The 22,504-nt window shown below is 38.2% G+C and carries 15 protein-coding genes; 6 read left to right on the top strand and 9 right to left on the bottom strand.

The genetic code is table 11. From position 1 onward, the window contains the following. Positions 1–126: 126 nt before the first annotated feature. From ABIQ28_RS05945 to tsf, 6 genes are all read left to right on the top strand, one after another. Complete coding sequence (locus ABIQ28_RS05945; protein WP_348035963.1) at positions 127–879, top strand: ferritin-like domain-containing protein; 753 nt, start codon at positions 127–129, stop codon at positions 877–879. 29 nt (positions 880–908) lie between these two features. Beyond that, positions 909–1,736, top strand: coding sequence for a ferritin-like domain-containing protein (locus ABIQ28_RS05940; RefSeq protein WP_348035962.1), 828 nt, complete (start codon positions 909–911; stop codon positions 1,734–1,736). Positions 1,737–2,971: 1,235 nt separating this feature from the next. Further along, positions 2,972–3,427 carry a 50S ribosomal protein L13 gene (gene rplM / locus ABIQ28_RS05935; protein ID WP_348035961.1) on the top strand — a complete coding sequence of 152 codons (456 nt, stop codon included), beginning with the start codon at positions 2,972–2,974 and terminating at the stop codon, positions 3,425–3,427. Further along, entirely contained in the window at positions 3,427–3,813 is a 387-nt protein-coding gene (rpsI, locus tag ABIQ28_RS05930; RefSeq protein ID WP_348035960.1) for a 30S ribosomal protein S9, read from the top strand. Before rplM ends, rpsI begins: the two co-directional genes overlap by 1 nt. Before the next feature lie 202 nt (positions 3,814–4,015). Beyond that, positions 4,016–4,798 carry a 30S ribosomal protein S2 gene (gene rpsB / locus ABIQ28_RS05925; RefSeq protein WP_348035959.1) on the top strand — a complete coding sequence of 261 codons (783 nt, stop codon included), beginning with the start codon at positions 4,016–4,018 and terminating at the stop codon, positions 4,796–4,798. A 91-nt stretch (positions 4,799–4,889) separates the two neighbouring features. Next, positions 4,890–5,855, top strand: coding sequence for a translation elongation factor Ts (tsf, locus tag ABIQ28_RS05920; protein ID WP_348035958.1), 966 nt, complete (start codon positions 4,890–4,892; stop codon positions 5,853–5,855). A gap of 1,106 nt (positions 5,856–6,961) precedes the next feature. Here tsf and ABIQ28_RS05915 read toward each other — a convergent pair. The 9 genes from ABIQ28_RS05915 to uvrC all read right to left on the bottom strand — a co-directional run. Further along, positions 6,962–10,246 carry a carboxypeptidase regulatory-like domain-containing protein gene (locus tag ABIQ28_RS05915; RefSeq protein ID WP_348035957.1) on the bottom strand — a complete coding sequence of 1,095 codons (3,285 nt, stop codon included), beginning with the start codon at positions 10,244–10,246 and terminating at the stop codon, positions 6,962–6,964. A gap of 164 nt (positions 10,247–10,410) precedes the next feature. Then, positions 10,411–12,057 carry a glucose-6-phosphate isomerase gene (gene pgi, locus ABIQ28_RS05910; RefSeq protein WP_348035956.1) on the bottom strand — a complete coding sequence of 549 codons (1,647 nt, stop codon included), beginning with the start codon at positions 12,055–12,057 and terminating at the stop codon, positions 10,411–10,413. Positions 12,058–12,060: 3 nt separating this feature from the next. Then, a complete protein-coding gene (locus tag ABIQ28_RS05905) occupies positions 12,061–13,341 on the bottom strand; it encodes a peptidoglycan DD-metalloendopeptidase family protein (protein WP_348035955.1) in 1,281 nt (426 codons plus the stop codon). A gap of 16 nt (positions 13,342–13,357) precedes the next feature. Next, the gene (locus ABIQ28_RS05900) at positions 13,358–14,290 is read right to left on the bottom strand and encodes a tryptophan 2,3-dioxygenase family protein (protein ID WP_348035954.1); all 933 of its coding nucleotides are present in this window, start codon (positions 14,288–14,290) and stop codon (positions 13,358–13,360) included. Between the two features lie 5 nt (positions 14,291–14,295). Continuing rightward, a complete protein-coding gene (locus tag ABIQ28_RS05895; RefSeq protein ID WP_348035953.1) occupies positions 14,296–15,072 on the bottom strand; it encodes a DUF3108 domain-containing protein in 777 nt (258 codons plus the stop codon). A gap of 150 nt (positions 15,073–15,222) precedes the next feature. Then, a complete protein-coding gene (gene hppD / locus ABIQ28_RS05890) occupies positions 15,223–16,383 on the bottom strand; it encodes a 4-hydroxyphenylpyruvate dioxygenase (RefSeq protein WP_348035952.1) in 1,161 nt (386 codons plus the stop codon). A 159-nt stretch (positions 16,384–16,542) separates the two neighbouring features. Further along, positions 16,543–17,697, bottom strand: coding sequence for a homogentisate 1,2-dioxygenase (locus ABIQ28_RS05885; protein WP_348035951.1), 1,155 nt, complete (start codon positions 17,695–17,697; stop codon positions 16,543–16,545). 721 nt (positions 17,698–18,418) lie between these two features. Continuing rightward, on the bottom strand, positions 18,419–20,665 hold the full coding sequence (locus ABIQ28_RS05880; RefSeq protein ID WP_348035950.1) for a patatin-like phospholipase family protein: 2,247 nt from the start codon (positions 20,663–20,665) through the stop codon (positions 18,419–18,421). A 64-nt stretch (positions 20,666–20,729) separates the two neighbouring features. Next, positions 20,730–22,504 (bottom strand): excinuclease ABC subunit UvrC (uvrC, locus tag ABIQ28_RS05875; protein WP_348035949.1); only part of this gene is annotated, 1,775 nt, incomplete at its 5' end.

Genomic DNA, 22,504 nt, shown 5'->3' with positions numbered 1-22,504 from the left:
ACTTAGTTTAGAACTTAAGTTTTAAATAAAAACCCGCATTTTTTAAAACTCCGCTTCATTTTTCTTCTGTAAGTCCTTCTAAATACATTTCAAGGAGAATCTTTATTTAACTTAAATACTATACATATGAAAAACGAACTTTTAAAAGAGCTAGATGAGCTAGGAGGCTTTAACAAACGCCGTCAATTTTTGAAATTGAGTGGTATGGTTGTTATGGGCTCTGGGTTAATGATGGCTTGTAACAATGATGACGACAGTAATGTAGGACCACAACCTGGGATTTTTGATCTTGGATCGGGAAACTTAGGAATCTTGAATTACGCGTATGCTTTAGAGCAACTCGAAGCAGCGTTCTACACGAAGGTATTGGCGGGTTCCTATTGGGCGGGCGCACCAGCCACGGAAAAGAAAATTCTTGAAGATATTTACAATCATGAGGTCATCCACAGAGATTTTTTCAAAACCGCAATTACTGCCGTAGCACCAAAGGATATTTTACCAACATTGGAATTTGATTTCGCAAGCGTGGACTTTAGCAGTAGAGCTTCGGTTTTGGGAACATCGAAAGTTTTGGAGGACACCGGAGTAAAAGCCTATAATGGCGCCGGAAAATTGATAAACGTCAGTGATGCTGCTGGTCTGACCTATTTACTCTTGGCCGGAAAAATTGTTTCGGTGGAAGCACGTCACGCCTCAGCTATTAGAGACTTGTTAAACCCTTTATCAGAAGATTTCGCTGGAGATGACATCCTTATAGGATTAAATGGTACCGCGAAAGCGTTTGACAAAGCAGCAGAGCCGGGCGAGGTTTTGGCAGAAGTGGGCGCAACGAAATTTGTCGTAACGAAATTTACGGCTAATAACTTACCGACCTCTTAATCCGTGTTTTAACTTAAAAATATACGACTATGAATTTTATAACCATTTTAGATATGCTCTCAGACCAAGACCTCTTAAAAAAAGCAGGTACGAGAAGAGATTCTTTTAACCATTTTAAAAAACTAGGGTCTAGCGTTGCCTTGGCGTCCATTCCCTTCGGATTGGCTGCTACCGGTTCAAAAACAAAAACAGCCAATGCTGCAATGTTTGGTGTAACAAGTACCGCTAGCAATACCGACGTTCTTAATTTTGCCTTGACGCTGGAATATTTGGAGCGCAGTTTTTATAGACAAGGTCTGGCCGCCTCAGGATTAATCCCAGCGGCTGACCAGATGGTATTTGCTACCATATCAAAACATGAGGATGCACACGTAGACTTTTTGAAAGCGGCTTTGGGAGTTGATGCCATAGCGGAGCCGACTTTCGATTTTACAGGAGCTCCTGGAGGACTAAATTTGGATCCATTTAATGACTACCCCACTTTCATGGCCTTAGCACAAGGTTTTGAAGATACCGGCGTCAGAGCCTATAAAGGACAAGCCGGTGCTTTGGCCAATGACAATGCCCTACTTCAGTATGCGCTACAAATCCATTCAGTGGAAGCACGGCACGCCTCTCAAGTGCGACGTATGCGCGGTGAAAAAGGATGGATCACCAAATCCCAAAACACATTGCCACCGCAGTTTGCAAGTATTTATGGTGGCGCAACCCCTGAATCGAACACCGTTCAAGGTGGAGTTAATTTGGCAGGAATGTTTGCCAGCTATGGCGGCGACGATGCGGTTACCGAAGCGTTTGACGAACCCTTAACCATGGATGAAGTGCTCGCCATTGGCGGCATTTTTATTGCGTCATAAATAAAAATTATTGTAATAGAAAACCGTCTGATCAGGACGGTTTTTTTTTGGAATAAACCGACTTGACTATTTATAGTGGAAAAGTATTTTCGAAACATTTTAACACAACGTCACAGTCCGCGGCAGGGATACGAATTCGATTTTACTGTTGTATCTTAGATTTTGTGATTCTGCTTCCCTAAGTTGTAGTGTATATCCTTTTTGCGAGGCACGAACAAAAAGATTGCAACGAAAAGCCCGACCCGAAGGGGAACGCCCAAATAATAATAATAATAATAATATAAAACATTTTAAAACGACGCCATCCGCGTTAAGGATTACGAATCCTATTCTATTGTAATTGTTTGGAATTCGTGATACCGCTTCGCTAAGTTGCAGTGAGAATCCTTTTGAGAGAAAAAATATTGCATCGAAAAGCCCGACCCGAAAGGAAACTTGCCTGTCCGTCAGGCAGGCGCCCGAATAATCCTAAAAAACATATTAAAACGCCGACACCGCGTTAGGGATTACGAACCGAATTCTATTGTTATTATTTGGAATTCGTGATAACGCTTCGCTAAGTTGAAGTGAAAATTTTTTTTGTGAGGCACGAGCAAAAAGATTGCAACGAAAAGCCCGACCCGAAGGGGAACGCCCAAATAATCATAGAAAAAATTCTAATCCAGTCAGATCCGAAGGAAACATCCAAATAATCCTAAAAAACATATTAAAACGCCGCCGCCCGCGTTAGGGATTGCAGTGAAAATCCTTTTTGTGAGGCACAAGCAAAAAGATTGCAACGAAAAGCCCGACCCGAAGGGGAACGCCCAAATAATCCTAAAAAATATATAATATGACACTGCCAGCCCAAATAATCCTAAAAAAATTAATCCCCTCTAAGTTTAAGCGCCATAAACATCTTCTTCCCTAATTATAAATGTTAATAAGTCACCAACAAAAACCTAAACCGAGTTCCAAAACCCAAACACCAACACCACCATTGCGCTATTCTGAACCGCACCTATCAAACGCATCATTTCGAATGGCTTATGACAAATAATTACGACATATCTTAAAAAATAACGGTTATAATTTTATGGAAATTAAAAAGAAAGTAACTGCCACTAATTTTATGAACAAAATTCGCATCATACTATTTGGTAATCACATAGATTATCGTAAATTTGCAAACTCTTTTTAAGAGAGGAATGTTTAACTCGTCACGTGAACAGCGCGACAAATAAAAATCAATTAGTGTGAATACATTAAGCTACAAAACGATTTCAGCTAACAAAGCTACTGTTGATAAGCAGTGGGTTTTGGTTGACGCTGAAGGGCAAACACTAGGTCGTTTAGCTTCTAAGGTTGCAAAACTTTTAAGAGGCAAACATAAGCCTAACTTCACACCACACGTTGATTGCGGAGATAACGTCATTGTTATCAACTCTGAAAAAATCAACTTAACAGGAAACAAGTGGAACGATAAAACTTACATTCGTCACACAGGTTACCCAGGTGGTCAAAGAAGTCTAACCGCTACTGAACTATTCGGAAAAGATCCGGCTAGAGTAGTGGAAAAAGCAGTAAAAGGAATGCTGCCTAAAAACAAATTAGGTGCAGATTTATTCCGCAACCTAAACGCTGTTGTAGGTTCTGAGCACACACATGCGGCTCAAAAACCTAAAACAATTAACTTAAACGAATTCAATTAATGGAAGTAATTCACAAAATTGGCCGTAGAAAAACGGCTGTTGCTCGTGCGTATGTTGCCTCAGGTACAGGGAACATCACAATTAATAAAAAAGACATGGCGATCTACTTTCCTACTGCTGCATTGCAGTACAAAGTAAATCAACCTTTGGTCATGACTAACAATGATGGCAACTTTGATATTACAGTAAATGTATATGGAGGTGGTATTACTGGTCAGGCAGAAGCAATTCGTTTGGCATTATCTCGCGCTATGTGTGAGTTGGATGCAGAAAACAGAGGCATTTTGAAACCAGAAGGATTGTTGACAAGAGACCCAAGAATGGTTGAACGTAAGAAATTCGGTCAGAAGAAAGCACGTAAGAAATTCCAGTTCTCTAAACGTTAATCTTTTTATTACCAACTCGATTGGAAATATGAGCAATGATATTTCCAATCAAGTTTTTTTTAAAACACAAAATTTAACCCAGTTAATGTTGTCCAAAACACCCTTGTGTTAGGATAGTTTAGCATCTAAATGGTAAAGGCGATCGGCCACGGCTGAAACCACTTTATCATTGCTAATTTAACAGAACGTAAACTATTACAAAATGGAAAAAATAGAAGTAAAAGAATTACTTGAAGCAGGTGTACACTTTGGTCACTTGACAAGAAAATGGGATCCAAACATGGCGCCTTACATTTATATGGAGCGTAACGGTATCCATATCATCAATCTTTACAAAACAGCTGCCAAAATTGAGGAGTCTGCAGAAGCACTTCGCAAAATCGCAGCTTCAGGAAAGAAAATTTTATTTGTAGCTACAAAAAAACAAGCGAAAGACATCGTTGCTGAAAAAGCAGGTGCTGTAACTATGCCGTACATCACTGAAAGATGGCCAGGCGGAATGTTGACCAACTTTGTAACTATCAGAAAAGCTGTTAAGAAAATGGCAATGATTGATAGAATGAAAAAAGATGGTACCTTCTTGACATTGTCTAAAAAAGAACGTTTACAAGTTGACCGTTTGAGAGCCAAGTTGGAGAAAAACTTAGGTTCTATTTCTGACATGACGCGTTTGCCAGGTGCTTTATTTGTAGTGGACATTAAACGTGAAAACATTGCTATTAGAGAAGCACAGAAATTAAACATTCCAATCTTTGCAATGGTGGACACGAATTCTGATCCACGTCAAGTACAATACGTTATTCCTGCGAATGATGACGCTTCAAAATCTATTGATAAAGTTTTAACGCTTATCACTTCTGCAATCGCTGATGGTTTATCTGAACGTAAGTCAGACAAAACTGATAAAGACGGCCAAGAAGACAACGTAGAGAAAAAAGAAAAGAAAGCCGCTAAAAAAGTAGTAGCTGCTGACGAAGAAGAATAAATAACAATTATATAATACCTTAAAGTCGTTTCGTTCTTTTCTTTTCAGAAATCAATTGAACGACTTTTTGTAATAAATACACTTAGAAATTATGACAAAAATAACAGCTGCAGAAGTTAACAAACTTAGACAAAGTACAGGCGCAGGAATGATGGACTGTAAAAAAGCTTTAGTTGAGGCTGAAGGCGATTTTGACAAAGCTATTGACGTATTGCGTAAAAAAGGCCAAAAAGTTGCAGATCAAAGAGCAGACAGAGAGTCATCGGAAGGTGCTGCTGTTGCTAAAGTAAATGCCGACCATACTGTTGCTATCGCTATTGTTGTAGGATGTGAAACAGACTTTGTGGGTAAAAACGAAGCGTTTGTAGCATTGGCTAACCAAATTGCTGACATCGCTATCAACTGTACTACTAAAGAAGAATTATTAGCTTCTGATATTGGTGGAATGACGGTTGCTGAGAAATTGATTGAGCAAACAGGTGTGATTGGCGAAAAAATTGATTTGAACGCTTTTGAAAGATTGGAAGCGCCTTATATCGGTTCTTACGTTCACATTAACAAAATTGCTGCTATTGTAGGTTTTTCTGCTAAAGTTGACAAAGCTGACGAATTAGCTAAAGATGTGGCGATGCAAATCGCTTCAATGGGAGCTTCAACATTGTCTTACAAAGATTTTGATGCTGCATTTGTAGCTGCAGAAACTGAGGCCAGAATCGCTGTTATTGTAAAAGACAACGAAGAACGTGCACGTATGGACAAAACTCCTAAAAACGTACCTAGCTACATTTCTATGGCACAGTTAACGCCAGAAGTATTGGCAAAAGCTGAAGAAGATGCTAAAGCTGAATTGAAAGCTGAAGGGAAACCAGAGCAAATTTGGGATAGAATCCTTCCAGGTAAAATGGAGCGTTTCATTTCTGACAACACGACCTTAGACCAAGAAAAATGTTTGTTAGACCAAACGTTTATCAAAGATGAAAAAATGAATGTTGCTAAATATGTTGCTTCTTATGGCGATGTTAAAGTAACAGACTTTAAACGTGTGTCTTTAGGATAATCATTAATTCCTGCGTGCTTTATTGAACTTGTCGAAATACAGGCAGGAACCTCCAATAAAGTTAAAAACCACTACTTCTTACTAAAAGACGTAGTGGTTTTTTTTGTTTTAGTAATTGCATTTGATACATTGAAATCGAAGTTGAAGTCGAAGTTGAAGTTGAGATTGAAGTGGATGTATAAGAAATAAACTAAATATTAATATGCCGTCCCGCTGGGACTTTGGCAATCGGTTAGATTTGGTGCTATTAAGATTTCGCCCCGATGGGGCTGAATAGTTTATGCGCCATATAGAAGTCACGATATCAGACTATTACTCTAAAAGTGGCGTTGTATAACTAGTAAAGATTGCTGCAGAAACACCAACAATCACATATTTATTCCGGTTATCAACATGCAGACTGAAAACACCCGAAATGACTCTAACTGCAAATATATACAAGTCTTTTGGGCGTTTCCCTACGGGTCGGGCTTTCCTTTACAATCTTTTTGTTCGTGCCTCACAAAAAGGATTTCCTCTGCAATCCCTAACGCAAATGGTGAGTTAACAAAATGTTTTAAGCCGAAATCAAACTCCATGTAAGACCTAACATTCAATTGAAAAAACATAAACCATACTAAACGTCCTTAGTGCACTGAATAGACGCACCTTCTTAAAAGAGAAATTAGTCGTTTCTAAGCGCTTTTCACTATGATTGAAAGTCAATGTAACCTACATCTGATATTCGGCGTTTATAAAGCGCTTAACACCCAATAAACTCTTCCTTCAAAACAGCATGAACGAGAACAAAATGCACTTAATAATCTTCCTTGATTACAAACTAATCTCAGTACAAAAGCAACTTAATTATCTTCATTCCTTAATGGTTCAAAATAAAATCATCACCAAAGATCAAATCCTTAGGAAGTTAAGGAACATGAAGGGTTTAGAGAGCCTAAATCCTTCCTCTACAAAATAACTTAATAACCTACTCCGCAATAAGAGCCCTTGAACCCTTAAGAACCTGACAACATCTTAAAATCTAAACCAAAAAAAACGTCCATCAATTTGATGGACGTTTTATGTTTTACTCATTCTATTAATGAATGGAAAGTAATATAATTTGGTTAGAATGAATATCTAGCACCTACTTGAAGTTTCCAAGTTAGACCATAGAAATAGTTATAGTCAAATGTACTTACAGGGTATTCATTTTTAACTTTAGCAAAAGAGTAAGAAGGGACATTGTTTGCATCTTTGCCTTCATATCTTAAAATCTTACCATTGTTTGAGATCGCGTTGTTTTTAGCAACTCCCCATTCAGAATTTATAAGGTTTCCAACATTTAAGAAATCTAAGCTAAACTGTAACGTATTGCGAGTTTCTCCAACATTGATATAATACTCACGGGTTAATCTCAAGTCAAACGTATGAACCCATGGGCTACGAACCGCATTGGCTTCAGCATATTTCCCTTTATTATTTTTTAGATATTTATCTTGCTCCATGAAGTTGAAAAAAGCATCTTCATCAGCTTGTGTTTTAAATTTGATATCGCCTCTTTGACTTGGGATGTAGATCAAATCTGTTGAAATTCCATCGCCGTTCATATCATTCGCGTAAGTATAGCTATATCCGCTAGGAGAAAATCCTGAATAGAATACATTGATTAAAGTAGCAGATTTTGCGAAGTCATTTGACCAAGGCAATTTATATCCTGCAGATCCAATCACTTTACTTGGTACAACATATTGTGAGCGTTGAAGTTCTGGCAAATGAGGTCCGTTAACTCCAACAAGCCCACCATAGGCTGAACTAGCATTACTGCCTGGCATCCCCGTAATTTCTTTTGATTCCGTATAGGTATAAGCAAGCATTAATCTTAAATCGTCAACTGGCTCGGCATTAACTGTAATATTACCGATTGCACCCCATCCTTTGCTTGTATTTGATAACATATACGCGTTTCTAGAGGTATAAGTAAGATCAGCACTCGCCGGGTAAATATATCTATCATCAGGACCTGAAAAACGTTGCCATGAAGCATCTGGATCTTTCAAGTTGTAATTTTTTAGCATGACACCATTGATGTTTTTTGTGTAAATTCCTTCAACCGTAACTGACATTGGGAAAGACACAGGAACATCATAATCAAAAGCAATTGATGATTTCCATACTTGTGGCATTTTGAAGTTAGGATCTACACCGTTGATATCACGAGGTAAAACACCGTCCGCAGGAGTAATTGTATTAGGAAGATTCAATCTTCTGATCATTTCATCCACATCAGTAATCATTGGACCGGCTAAACCTGCCAAAGCACCATTTACGCTCTTAATTGAACCATTAGAGTTATAAGTAGTTGTCGCTGCATAACTTCCTTGTACCATTCCTGAGTTGGTTGGCATATTTGTGAAGAACACCAATGGTAATCTTCCTGAGAAAACACCAGTTCCTCCACGTAGCTTCATCGATTGATCACCTTTAATGTCCCAGGTGAATCCTACTCTTGGAGATACTTGCACATTGGCATCTGGCCATTTACCTGTATCAATTTTTCTACCGCCAAAATCTAAATCATAGATAGCGTTGTTTCTTAATAAGTTGTTTTCATACTTCAAATAGTCTGCGCGAATTCCATAAGATAATTTGAAATTAGGATTAACGTCCCAATCGTCTTGAAGATAAACTCCTACTTGATTAAAAGCAACTTCAGCAGTTGGATTTCTTTCGCCATCATAACCATAAGTTAAGGCAAAATCTGTTGGAGCGGCTTGATTAAGAAAATCCTCTAAGCTCGCATAACGATAATATCCAGTACCATTTCTCATATAAGAGTTGTTGGCCAACTGGTGTTCAAAACTTAAGCCTCCAGTAACCTTATGACTATCTAAGTAGTAGGTTAGGTTATCAGTAATAGTAAATGTGTTGTTGTTTACAGCGTTATTATGAGTAAAAAGCTCAGTACCCGCAGACATATAAGGTTCAAGAATTTGATTCCCTTCTGGCGTACGCCCATTCATAATATCAATAAAAGGGAATGGAGAAGAATTCGTTCCTCGTGCATCCTGTATTTTTGAAGAAGTCACAAGCAATTGATTAGAAAGCTTATCAGAAATTCTACTGTTCAAATCCAATGATAATGAATTTACAATATTGTCTTGAGAATAAGTGGAATTTGAGAATGCCATAGCATCTTGTGAAATACGATTGAAGCCATTAAAACGGTAGCCAGCATCAGCTGAATTTCCATTTGTTGCATTCCATCCCTGGTTTTTAGCATAGTTATAACGTACGCTTAATTTGTTGGTTTCATTGATATTCCAATCCAAACGAACAAGCAATTTCTTGTTGGTTTCATCAGCAGGATAATTACTGTAAGATCCTGGATCATAACCATAGTTAGTAAGTAAATGCTGTCTTACTCTTTCCATATCAGCAATACTGGTACGTGAAAGCGACTGATCAAGATTTGCAACACCATCTTCTGAAGGTCTCCAATTCACAACCTGACCTGGACGTTTTTCCATTTCTGCGTTAACAAAAAAGAATAATTTATTTTTTAAAATTGGTCCTCCTAATGTCAAACCATAGATTGTTTTTGACTGATCGTCTCTATCGCCAAATTGAACATCACCAATGCGGTTACCACGCATATCTTGGTTGTTGAAATAGGTGTAAGCAGAACCTTTGAATTTATTAGTGCCTGATTTAGTAATGGCATTGATACCACCACCAATAAAGTTTGATTGACGTACATCAAAAGGAGCGATCACTACTTGAACCTCTTCAATGGCATCCAATGATATTGGACTTCCGCCTGCTGGTAAGCTAGAGCTCAATCCAAAGTTATTGTTGAAATTGGCACCATCTACTGTAAAGTTAGTAGAACGACCGTCGCCACCTGCAATACTCATTCCGTTTGAGTAAGGCGAAAGTTTTGCAATGTCAGCAATACTTCTGTTAATACTTGGCAGAGCTGTTAACTGTTCATTAGAAATATTGGTTACAGCACCTGTTTTCTCAGTTGAAAACTTGGTTCTTTTAGCAGAAATAACCACCTGACTTAAAGAAACGCTTTCTTCACTTAAAACCACATCATGAAGATAACCAGCACCTAACTTAAGCGTAATGTCACTCGTTGTATTGGTACCATATCCCACATAGGAAATTGATACACTGTAAGGTCCACCAACACGCATGCCTGGCAAGTTGTACCGGCCTTCGTCATTAGTGATCGTGCCGTAAGTAGTACCTGAAGGAACGTGTGTGGCAACAACTGTTGCGCCCATAACCGGACCTTCAGCATCCGTAACTCGCCCACTCATGCTGGAAGAAGTTACCTGAGCCGTCATGACTGTAGTACAAAGCAATACTACAGACATCATTAAGAATTGAGTAATTTTTTTCATCTTTAATGTTTAAAATTTAGATTTTAAATTCGGTGCAAAATTAAACCATTATTATGACTTAATATTAACTAAACGTTAAGAAAATTTAACAGTACGAATTTAAGAGATTTTAACATTAAAAGACTCTCTAAGGAAATAAGTTGTCTATAAGTTTTTAACAATATTTAACTTAAAGATTTGTAGTATTCCAATAAGTTGAGCGTAGAACTGTCATGATTCGCATTATTCCCAGGTGTTGAAAACTCCTTCAGAATCTTAGAAGCAAGCTGTTTGCCGAGCTCAACTCCAAACTGATCGTAACTATAAACATTCCAAATCACCCCTTGAACGAAGATCTTATGTTCATAAAGCGCAATCAATTTACCCAAACTCTCTGGCGTCAATTGATCAATTAAGAGTGTATTGGTCGGTTTGTTGCCATCAAACACTTTAAATGTAGTGAGTTGCTTAATTATTTCTTCGGAAGTGCCTTGGCTTTTGAATTCGCTGACGACCTCATCTTTTGATTTTCCGTTTAAAAGTGCCTCGGTTTGCGCGATAAAATTGGACATCAATTTATCTTGATGATCCTTATTGCCATGAAGTGATCTTGCAAAGCCGATAAAATCAGCAGGAATAAGTTTTGTACCTTGATGGATCAATTGAAAAAAGGCATGTTGCGAATTGGTGCCCGGTTCTCCCCAAACAATATTCCCCGTTTGGTAAGTCACTTTATCGCCATTTCTATCCACACTTTTGCCATTACTTTCCATATTGGCTTGTTGCAAATAAGTCGCAAACTGATTCAAATATTGTGAATAACCAATAACCGCTTCACTTTCCGATTCAAAAAAGTTAGTGTACCAAATACCTATTAAGGCTAAAACTACAGGGATATTGGTTTTAAAATCTTCCGATTTAAAATGCTCGTCCATGTCATGGGCTCCAGACAATAACTTATCAAAATTATCGTAACCAACAGCCAAACTGATGGAGATGCCGACCGCACTCCATAAGGAAAAACGTCCACCAACCCAATTCCACATCGGGAAAATATTGTCTTCATCAATACCAAAACTTTTTACGTTTTCAATATTGGTAGAAACCGCTACAAAATGTTTGGCAATATCAGTTTCAGCAGCTGATTTCAAAAACCAATCTTTTATGGTATTGGCATTGGATAAGGTTTCTTGAGTGGTAAAGGTTTTCGAAACAATCACAAAAAGTGTGGTTTCAGGATTTAATTTCTTTAAAACTTCATTGACATGATCACCATCAACGTTGCTCACAAAATGCGTGGTCAATCGGTTTTTGTAGAATTGAAGTGCATCTACCACCATCGCTGGACCCAAATCAGAACCACCAATACCAATGTTTACGACATCTGTAAATGCCTTATTGGTAAATCCAGTTCTTTTTCCATCAACAATAGCGTTCGTAAAATCCTTGATTTTTAATTTCACTTCATGGATTTCAGGCATGACATCTTCACCTTCCACGAGCACTCCTGACAATTTCGGACTTCTCAATGCGGTGTGCAGTACTTCCCTACCCTCAGTTTCATTGATGATATGACCTTGAAATTGTTTGTTTATCGCCGATTTCAATTGTGTTTCCTCAGCGAGCTCCAATAACAAATCTAGCGTTTCGGCATCCATTCTATTCTTAGAATAATCCACATAAAAATCACGCCACTCGATGGTCATTTCATCAGCACGGTTTTTGTTTTCGGAAAACCACTGCGCCATAGGTACATCCTTGATTTTTGTAAAATGCTCATGCAGCTTTACCCACGCCTTAGTGTGGGTTGGGTTGATTTTTGGTAATGCCATGTGTTAGTTTTGTGTGATTGAATACCCTTGTTCTATGGTCGTTTCGTTGTGATATTGGATTGGAATCTTATCCAATTGCGCTCTTAACGGTTTAATAAACTGAAGATATTGATTGTTAAGATGCTTTGGTATAGACTCTGATGTTGGCATTTTCTCCTTGAAAGGATCGACTTGTTGACCATTTTTCCAAAAGCGATAACACACGTGTGGTCCACTCGTATTCCCAGTCATTCCCACATAGCCAATAACATCGCCCTGCTTGACATACTGTCCTTTTTTAACCGCCTGCCTACTCATGTGCAAATACTGTGTACTATAGGTGTCATTGTGCTTGATCTTGACATATTTTCCGTTGCCACCACTTTGAGTCGATTCGACAACCGTTCCATTAGAGGTTGCTAAAATTTCTGTACCAATTGGCGCGGCAAAATCAGTGCCTTTATGAGGCCTTAACGCATAGCCATAATAAGCGATTCTGCGGTTTAAGTTGTAACGTGAAGACACGCGACCGAAGTTAACCGGGGCTTTTAAAAACGCACGCTTTAAGCTTTTGGCCTTTTCATCAAAAAAATCGGCTTTATTACTTAGGGTGTCTGTGGCAAATTTAAACGCATAAAAATCTTCGCCTTTATGTTGAAAGTAGGCGGCATCAATACCATCCAAACCAGCATAGATAGAGTCTTCAATAAAACGTTGTTTGTAAATGATTTTGAATTTATCGCCTTTTTGAAGCTTCCAAAAGTTAATCGTCCAGGCATAAATATCCGACATATCCGCGATCAATTGTTGAGGCAATCCCTGTTCAGCCATGGTTACGGACAAACTATTGTAGATTTCGCCCGAAGCTTCTTTAGTGACAATCTTGACTGGTTTTTTCTCTTTGTAAGCAACTATTGAGTCCGCAAAATGAATGACGACATAGTCGATATTATTCTCTTGATATATAAAGCACTGTGGCGTTTGTACACTGTCCTTTGCAAAAAGCAAGGTATATGGCTTTCCTGCTTGAAGTTTTCGGATATCATAAGAATCCTTGGCGCGCTCAGCAATTTGATAGATTTTAGAATACCCCACGTTATTACGTTGCAATATGGAACCAAAACTGTCGCCAGATCTTATGGTGTCGCGTTTTACGATGTAATCATTAAGGTTAAATCCAAATTCTCTAAGTTCAACAGGTTCTATATAAGCTTCGAAAGGATCTAAGTTATCGTTTTGGTCATCTTTACACGACCACATTGCCAATCCTAATAAAATTGCTACTACTATACTTTTTTGATACATTTAACTACTTCAAATTTTATAATTCCATTCCCCAATTCTCCAATTCACTTTCCGTCCAAAGTTGAGGAAAAAATATACGTCTTTGGTATTTTGGATGCATGTATTTTTTCCAATCGCTGCCTCCAGTACCTTCTCCACCTCCCGAACCACCTTCTATATAGTGTTTTGCAGCATTATAGTGCGCAAACACCCAAGTAATATTTACGGTATAATCATAGTGCCTCATGGCTTTTACTAATTCTTCATTCTCCTGATCCGCTTTTGGCAACTCTTTGAATCGCGTCCATAAATTTTTGGTATTATGAGACTCCATGAATCTTAAAAACTCATCTTTATAGCGATTTTCAAAATTAATCAAGGTTGTCGATTTATTACCAGTCTGGTAATCTTTCCCAGCCGCTTGCCAATACAAATGTTCGAACGCATGTGTATAAGGCGTATTGCGATCGATATCCTTACGAAAACGGTAATCAATTAAATTAATTAATTCAGTTGACGCAAATTCAATCAATCGGTATTGCGCACTTTGGAAGCCACTTGCAGGTGTTAAGGAGTTTCTGAACTTCATATATTGCTCCACGTCCATACCTTCTCTCATGATATTGAATGAGGTGGTTAGCATATCAAAATACCTGCTGACCCGCATCAATTTAGATGCAAAAAATTCGGTAGTCAACGCCTTACTTTTTGAAACTTGCTCTATCTCCCAAAGAATCATCTTAAACAACAATTCATTGATTTGATGATATCCAATAAATACCATTTCGTCAGGCAGTGTCGTGCGTTGCACCTGTAAACTCAATAAGACATCCGTCTGTATATAGTCCCAATAGGTCAAAGGTTTACTGTAGAGCAAGCCTTTTAAATGCGTTTGGGTATCCTGATGTATTGCAGCATATTTTTGCTGAAGTTCCTTTAATACAGGATCGAAATCTTCTTTATTGGACATAAGTTCTAAAATTGTAACTGAAATGAATGCCTCAAACCTTTAAAGGCCTCTAAATCTGCCCTTAATGAACCCACCCTTAAATCGGCCTGAATACGCAACGGAATTTTATTGTCGTCAGCGCTGACCCACAAGGTCAAACTTTCTTGCTCCTTAAACACACGGCCAGCCATGACATACGGTCTAAACTTAAGGGTTTTTATGACGCCAAATTCGGTTTTTAGATCTTCTCTTCCTAAGAATTTGAGTTTAAAATTAAAATTCTCCTCATCAAAAAACATATTCAGACTTACTTCATCCCCTTCCTTTATGGTTTCAGTTTTATAATTGTTTCTCAAATAATAAAACGCCGAAACCATATCCTGTACATTCTCTGCAATAGTATAGGTCTCCTTTGTTTTCAATTTCTTGTTATTGACCAGCGCTTTTGAGTTAGCGTGATCAAATTCTATTTCAATATCCTTGGTATGGCCGCCCTCATCAATCTGTCTGATAAATTTGTATGGCATCCCTGTGGATTTATCAAAATAACTTTCATAACGGTCCTTGACCTTAAAAAACCACTTGATAGCACCTGTGGTCCAACCCTTTCCGACCACATGAAAGACCTCCTTTCCGTTTAATTTATGGCTTTTCACTTCTAAGGTCGCATTTCCGGCTTTCAGAAACCCGCTGTAACTCATTTTAAACTTAAACCACTCGCCTTCTTGAAAAGCGTGCTTATTTTGGGCAGAAACGCTGAGGACAACGAAGAATAGCGCTATGATTAATTTTATTTTTTTCATAAAGTTAAATAATTGCAAGTATAACTACTTATACTCAGTTTTCGTATATATCCCCAAGATTTGCAATTAGTGTTCCAAAAGTATTAAAACAAAAAAACTCCATCAAATTAATGCGGAGTTTTAAAAGTTAAATATTTGTTAGGGTTCAGGTTATAAAGTACCTCTCAGCTCCTGTTCTCTTTCAATAGATTCGAATAGCGCTTTAAAGTTTCCTGCCCCGAAACCTTTGGCACCCATACGTTGGATGATTTCGAAGAACAAAGTCGGTCGATCCTCTACAGGTTTTGTAAAGATTTGCAATAGGTAACCTTCCTCATCGGCATCAATCATAATACCGAGACTTCTTAGTTTTTCGATATCTTCTCGTAATTTATGACTATAAGTTTCCAAACGTCCAGGAACGGCCTTATAATATTCTTCCGGAGGTGTCGATAAGAATTCTACACCTCTCGATTTTAATTGTGTAACCGTCGTGATGATATCGTCAGTTGCGACGGCAATATGCTGCACGCCAGGCCCCTCATAAAAATCAAGATACTCTTCAATTTGCGAACGCTTTTTCCCTTCGGCAGGTTCATTGATCGGGAATTTGATGCGACCGTTGCCATTGCACATCACCTTACTCATTAACGCCGAGTATTCAGTATGGATTTGCTTATCATCAAAAGATAAAAAGTTGACAAAGCCCATGACGTCTTCATACCATTTGACCCAAATATTCATTTCATGCCATCCCACATTGCCAACCATATGATCAATGAATTTCAATCCTGTAGGCTCCGGGTTATAATCGGATTTCCAAACTTTAAATCCTGGCAGAAATGTGCCATTATAGTTTTTGCGTTCTACAAACATGTGAACGGTTTCGCCATAGGTATAAATTCCGGCTCGGATCACTTCGCCCTGATCATCGGTCTCCACTTTTGGCTCCATATAGGATTTGGCACCACGCTTGATGGTTTCTTCGTAGGATTTTCGAGCATCGTCCACCCAAAGCGCAATAACCTTAACGCCATCGCCGTGTTTGACCATATGGTCATTAATGAGCGATTTACTGTTTAGAGGCGAAGTTAATACCAATCGGATTTTATCCTGCTTGAGCACATAGCTGACGGCATCTCTTGATCCGGTCTCCAAACCTTTATAGGCATAAGACTGAAATCCGAAAGCGGTTTTATAAAAATGAGCGGCTTGCTTGGCGTTACCGACGTAAAACTCTACGTAATCTGTTCCAAGAAGCGGCAAAAAATCTTCAGCGCCTTCAAATATTTTTTCTAGTCCGTAATCGTCGGAGGTTATAGGTTTACTCATTTTTTAAATTTTAGATGAAAGAAAATAGAATATAGAGAATAGACTTTTAAGATGGTCCATGTTATATTCTATTAGATCTTTTTAATTTATATTTTCCTGTTATTATTTCGATGTTCCGTACTTCTCTATTTTCTATAGTCTATGCTCTATAATCTTTTTTTAAAGCCATGACCTGAAATAATCCTCATCGGCAATCTTTAACGCCTCTTCTGTAATTTTTAATGGTTTAAAAGTGTCCACCATTACGGCCAATTCATCGGTTTTTGTTTTTCCGATGCTTCGCTCCGTTGCTCCTGGGTGCGGTCCATGTGGAATTCCGGCTGGATGTAATGAAATATGACCTACCGCAACATCATTTCGGCTCATAAAATCGCCATCCACATAATAGAGCACCTCATCACTATCAATATTACTGTGATTGTAAGGTGCAGGAATGCTCAACGGATGGTAATCATACAAACGCGGCACAAAACTGCATACCACAAATGCATCGGTTTCAAAAGTTTGATGGACCGGTGGCGGTTGATGAATGCGTCCTGTGATCGGTTCAAAATCGTGAATGGAAAAAGCATATGGATAATTGTACCCATCATAGCCTACCACATCAAAAGGATGCGAGGCATAGACCATGTCAAAAATATCGTCCTGTTTTTTTACTTTAATCAGGAAATCTCCAAATTCATTATAGGTCTCCAATTCTTCTGGTCGACGGATATCACGTTCGCAAAATGGCGAATGCTCCAACAATTGTCCAAACCAGTTTCGGTATCGTTTTGGGGTGTAAATTGGTCGGCGGGACTCGACGATGAACAATCGGTTGTCTTCCGTATCAAAATCCATTTTATAAATGATGCCTCTTGGCACCAACAGATAATCGCCATATTTAAAATCGAGATTGCCGAGATGCGTTCTTAATTTACCCGTGCCTTTATGGACGAAAATCAATTCGTCAGCATCGGTGTTTTTATAGAAATAATCTTTGGTGGACTGTTTGGGAGCGGCCAAAATGATGCTGCAATCACTATTGGTAAGCACTGTTTTTCGGCTTTCGAGATAATCATTTTCTGGCTTGACCTCAAATCCGCGGAAGCGATAGGATTGAATGTGGTTTGCCTTGGCAATTTTTGGCGCAACATTATATTGCTTCCTAATTTCTTTGACTTGCGTTGGACGCTGTTCGTGATACGAATTGGTGTACATCCCATCAAAACCTACGGTCCCGAACAATTGTTCAGCATATAAGCTGCCGTCCGGTTTACGGAATTGGGTATGTCTTTTAGGAGGGATCTTCCCGAGTTTATGATAAAATGGCATATTTCAAGTTATGAGTTCAGAGTTCCCGCCTTCGCAAATGCTGCGGACGGCCAAGCTGAGTTATGAGTATATTATTGACCAAAAATCATCATTTTGCGTTAAAAACTATCATTATAAAGGTACGGAAATAAATACTATTCTCGTTTCATTGAGAACGACACAAAAAGACATATTTATTCTGGATTCCTTTTGATAAGGAATTTAAGATGGGAAAGTAAATCGATCCAGAAATGTGTGGTCATGAAACAAATATAGGGAAAATATTTTGACAGAACTGTTGCTCGTTGTAAAGTTGTGAGGTGCTAAGTTGAGGCTTTTTCAATGTCATTATTCCTCTGTGCAACTCTGTGAAATAAGCTAAAAGAATCCGTGATAATCTGTGAAATCTGTGTTGAAAAAAATTAGTGATAATCTGTTGAAATCAGCGTCATCAGCGTTCAATCAAATTCAAAATAGTTCATATTTTATTCTCGCAGAGTCGCAAAGGCGCTAAGATGTTTCCTCTACGCCAAAGCTTCGGACGGACAAATGTTGTTATGTTGAGAACTTTTGAGTTGAAACTCATCAAGATCATTATTTTTCTGATTAACTCAGTGAAAGCTCTGTGCAACTCCGTGTAATAACTTACAAGTATATTCTTTTAATCACGAGATTAGTTACGCTGAACCTTAAGGTTTCCTGCCGAATTTTATCTTGAGTTTAGTCGAAAGGCAGGAATGCTTTAAAACCAGAACCCTAAATTAAAAAACCAAATACTTTTTTTTCGTTCGGGAGAATACGTGTATTTCACTTCAAGAGGGCCTAAAAAGGTTTCGAGACCGTAACCTAAAGCGTATCCGGAATAATCAGGTGCAGAGAACCAACTTCCGGTTTCAAACATCCCATAACCAATATTAGCAAAATTGGCAGCTGCGGTAATGTGGTGTTTTTTAAATAATTCGTAATCCAAACTCAAAGTGGTTTTCACAAAACTATCGCCCGTGAGGGCCACATAATCATACCCATAAAACGAAATGAAATTATTTATAAAGTTGTTACCATAACCTCCAAGCGCAAAGTCAAGCGTTTGGGTGCTGTTATCGCCTATTTTAAATCCGCCTTGGGCAAAAATATCTACTGATAACTTATCAGTTATTCCAAATGCATAGCCAATATCTGCTTTAGCTATGGAAAACTCCTTGAAATCTTTATTAAAACGAGAAGCATGCAAGTACAAATGAAAATCCCCACTAAAATAAACACCTTTTTTCGGATAGTATTTACTATCATAGGTGTCCAAACGTAAGGTACCGAAAACACTTAAATAATCGGTATTCTCAAAAATACGTTTCTCATCGGGTACATTGGCAAGCACTGTTTCTGATTTAATATTCAAGCGTTTATGTTCGGTACCCAAACTCAATGAAAAATCCTTTCTAAATAAGGTTTGAAAATAAAACTGGTTGGTCTGATCTTGAAGCTCGATGTCAATTTTATTTAAACCTTCTATAGATTGCTCAAAATCATCCAAAAACAAGCGCGCATTAATATTTCTATTGAATTGGTTAAAGCGTGACCTTAAACCAATACTCCAATAAAACCCTTTGTCTATATAATACTCAAAGTTATAACGCACTTGGTCGCCCAAAATCAAATCCAGAGAAGCAACATCATCATCCAAAAGTGCTCGTTTTTTGGTAAAGTTTATCAAAGCTGCACTTTTATAAAGATCATCATAATGCAAACCAAGTTTTAAAAAGCTCGTGATTTCACTTTCACTCACCGTAGCCACTAAATCAAAAACATGCGGGGTATTGGTCTTTCGAAACTCATAATAAAATGTGGTAAAATTATTGGTGGCGATCAAATTATTAGCACCTCTATTAAAATCATGATAGCTTACGGTTTCGTTTTCAATCAGTTTAAGCTTCCCTAGAATATAGGCACGCGAATACCTTTTATTGCCATGAACTACAATCTCATTTATAGAGATACTATCCTTAGACTGAGGATTTAAGTTGGACGATCGTGCTGTTTTGTATTTAGGAAGATGATTTAAAGCGTCCAACTTTTCTTGAGCTGCGACAACACCACTTTCAATTATTTTTTTGCCTTCACTAAACGATACTACCGTATAATCCTTAATATCCGGCTTTATATAAATATCCGTTTCTTCAACTTTTTTGACCATATCACTAATGGTCCGATAGTTATTGATTTGAAGTAAAATAGAGGGAGCTGAATTTAAATCTTCTCGTTTTGCTAGCCCATGTTGGACATCTACCCCAATAATCACATCCATACCTTTTGCCTTGAGTTCATCAATGGGATAATTGTTGATAACACCACCATCAATAAGGACCCGATCATCAATAATCACAGGTTGAAACAGAGATGGAAAAGCACCACTTGCAGTCACAGCTTGGGCCAAATCACCATGATCCAGAATGACAGCCTTACCGGTTTCCACATCAGTGGCCACACAAAAAAAAGGAATGGGCAACTTATCAAAATCAGTGATATCAGCAACGTGCAACGTTAATATGGATAGTAAATTAAACACGTTCTGTCCTCGAGACAATGCTGAAGGCAGATTAATCTTAAACTTATTAAAGGGCAATGTTACTGCATACTTTTCTGAATTGTCACGTTCGTAGAAGGTTTTAGCCGATCTTGGCAAGTTGTCATTAATGACATCCTCAAAATTAACTGCCCTAAAAATAGAATCCAATTGCTTTCCAGAATATCCCGAAGCATACAGCGATCCAATAATGGCGCCCATGCTGGTGCCTGCAATATAGTCGATCTTAATGTCCAAGCTATCGATTACTTTTAAAACACCAATATGCGCAAAACCCTTCGCGCCACCACCGCTTAACACCAAACCTACTTTAGGATTTTTAGGCTGTTTTTGGGACATACTATCCTGGCCTTTCATCATAGAGAAAGCGCATAAAAAAAGAAGCGTGATGTAGATTTTATTCTTCAAATCGTGGTGTTTTCAACTTCCAAGCCTTGATGACTTAGATCAACTATTTAATGTTCGTGCTATTTTATTTTTTATAAAAATCGAGAATCTTATTGGCCCGCGATGCGCCAATAACCGGTTCCAACTCTTCAAAACTTGCTTTACTGATCCGTTTGACCGTTTTAAATTTGGTCATCAACTCGACAATGGATTGCTCGCCAATGCCCCGTATTAAATCCAGCTCAGTGGTCAAGGCACTCTTGCTGCGTCGGTTGCGGTGGTGCTCAAGTCCAAAACGGTGCGCTTCGTTACGCAGTTGCTGAATGACTTTTAGAGTTTCGCTTTTTTTATCTAAATATAAAGGAATTGGATCATCTGGATAAAATAATTCTTCCAAACGTTCAGCAATACTGATAATGGCAATTTTCCCTCTTAAATTCAAAGCTTCCAAACTTTTTAAAGCGGAAGACAATTGACCTTTGCCTCCATCAATAATAATGAGCTGTGGCAAGTGCTGTTCTTCTTGCAACAACCGCTTATAGCGCCTGTAGACGACTTCTTCCATGGAAGCGAAATCATCTGGCCCTTCAACGGTTTTGATATTAAAATGACGGTAATCCTTTTTACTCGGTTTTCCGTTTTTAAATACCACACAAGCAGCAACAGGATTCGTACCTTGAATGTTCGAGTTATCAAAACATTCAATATGGCGCGGTTCTTCACTGAGTCGCAAATCGACCTTCATTTGTGCCATGATCCTATTCGCATGCCGGTCAGGATCCACTATTTTTGCTTGTTTGAAACGTTCCATACGATAGTATTTGGCATTGCGTTCTGACAGATCGAGAATGCTTTTTTTATCGCCAAGCTTAGGCACCGTAACTTTAATGTTTTCGCCCATCTCTAAATGGAAAGGGACATAAATCTCTTTGGACAGAGAATGAAAGCGCTGTCGAATTTCCGTAATCGCTAAAGACAACAGCTCTTCATCCGTTTCATCCAATTTCTTTTTAATCTCCAAAGTATGACTGCGGATGATGGATCCGTAAGACAATTGCAAAAAATTGACATAACCATAACCTTCATCAGAAATGATTGAAAACACATCGACATTGCTGATTTTCGGATTGACTACAGTAGATTTTGCCTGATAATTCTCAAGAATATCAATTTTCTCCTTGATGCGTTGTGCATCTTCAAACTCCATAACCTGCGCATGAACTTTCATTTGCTCCCTAAATTGTTGCAAGGAAGCTTTAAAATTTCCTTTTAAAATCGCCCGAATGGCTTCCACTTGCAAATCATAGGAGTCCTCACTTTGCAAGCCTTCGCATGGACCTTTGCAATTTCCCAAATGGTATTCCAAACATACTCTGTATTTTCCCGCATTAATTTTCTCTGGCGACAAATCCAATGAACAGGTACGCATGGGATACAACCCACGAATCAAATCTAAAAGCGTGTGTACCGTTTTCATACTCGTATAAGGTCCAAAATATTCAGATCCGTCTTTAATGACACGACGTGTAGAAAACACTTTTGGGAATCTTTCGTTCTTGATACAAATCCATGGATAAGATTTGTCATCCTTTAATAAGATATTGTAACGTGGTTGATAGGTTTTTATCAGATTGTTTTCCAAAAGCAAGGCATCGGTTTCAGTTTCAACCACAATATGCTTTATAGTGACGATCTTTCTGACCAAAACTCGGGTTTTGCCATGCTCATGTTTTTTAGTAAAATAAGAGCTGACGCGTTTTTTTAGATCTTTTGCTTTACCTACATATAAAATCTTATCATCAGCATCAAAATACTGATAAACTCCAGGCTGATTAGGCAATGTTTGTAGTTGAATTTCTA

This window comes from Gelidibacter sp. (assembly GCF_039916245.1).
In the GTDB taxonomy this organism is placed as follows: Bacteria; Bacteroidota; Bacteroidia; order Flavobacteriales; family Flavobacteriaceae; genus Gelidibacter.
The sequence above is the reverse complement of the archived record's forward strand: the minus strand, read 5'-3'. Positions and strand labels throughout refer to the sequence as shown.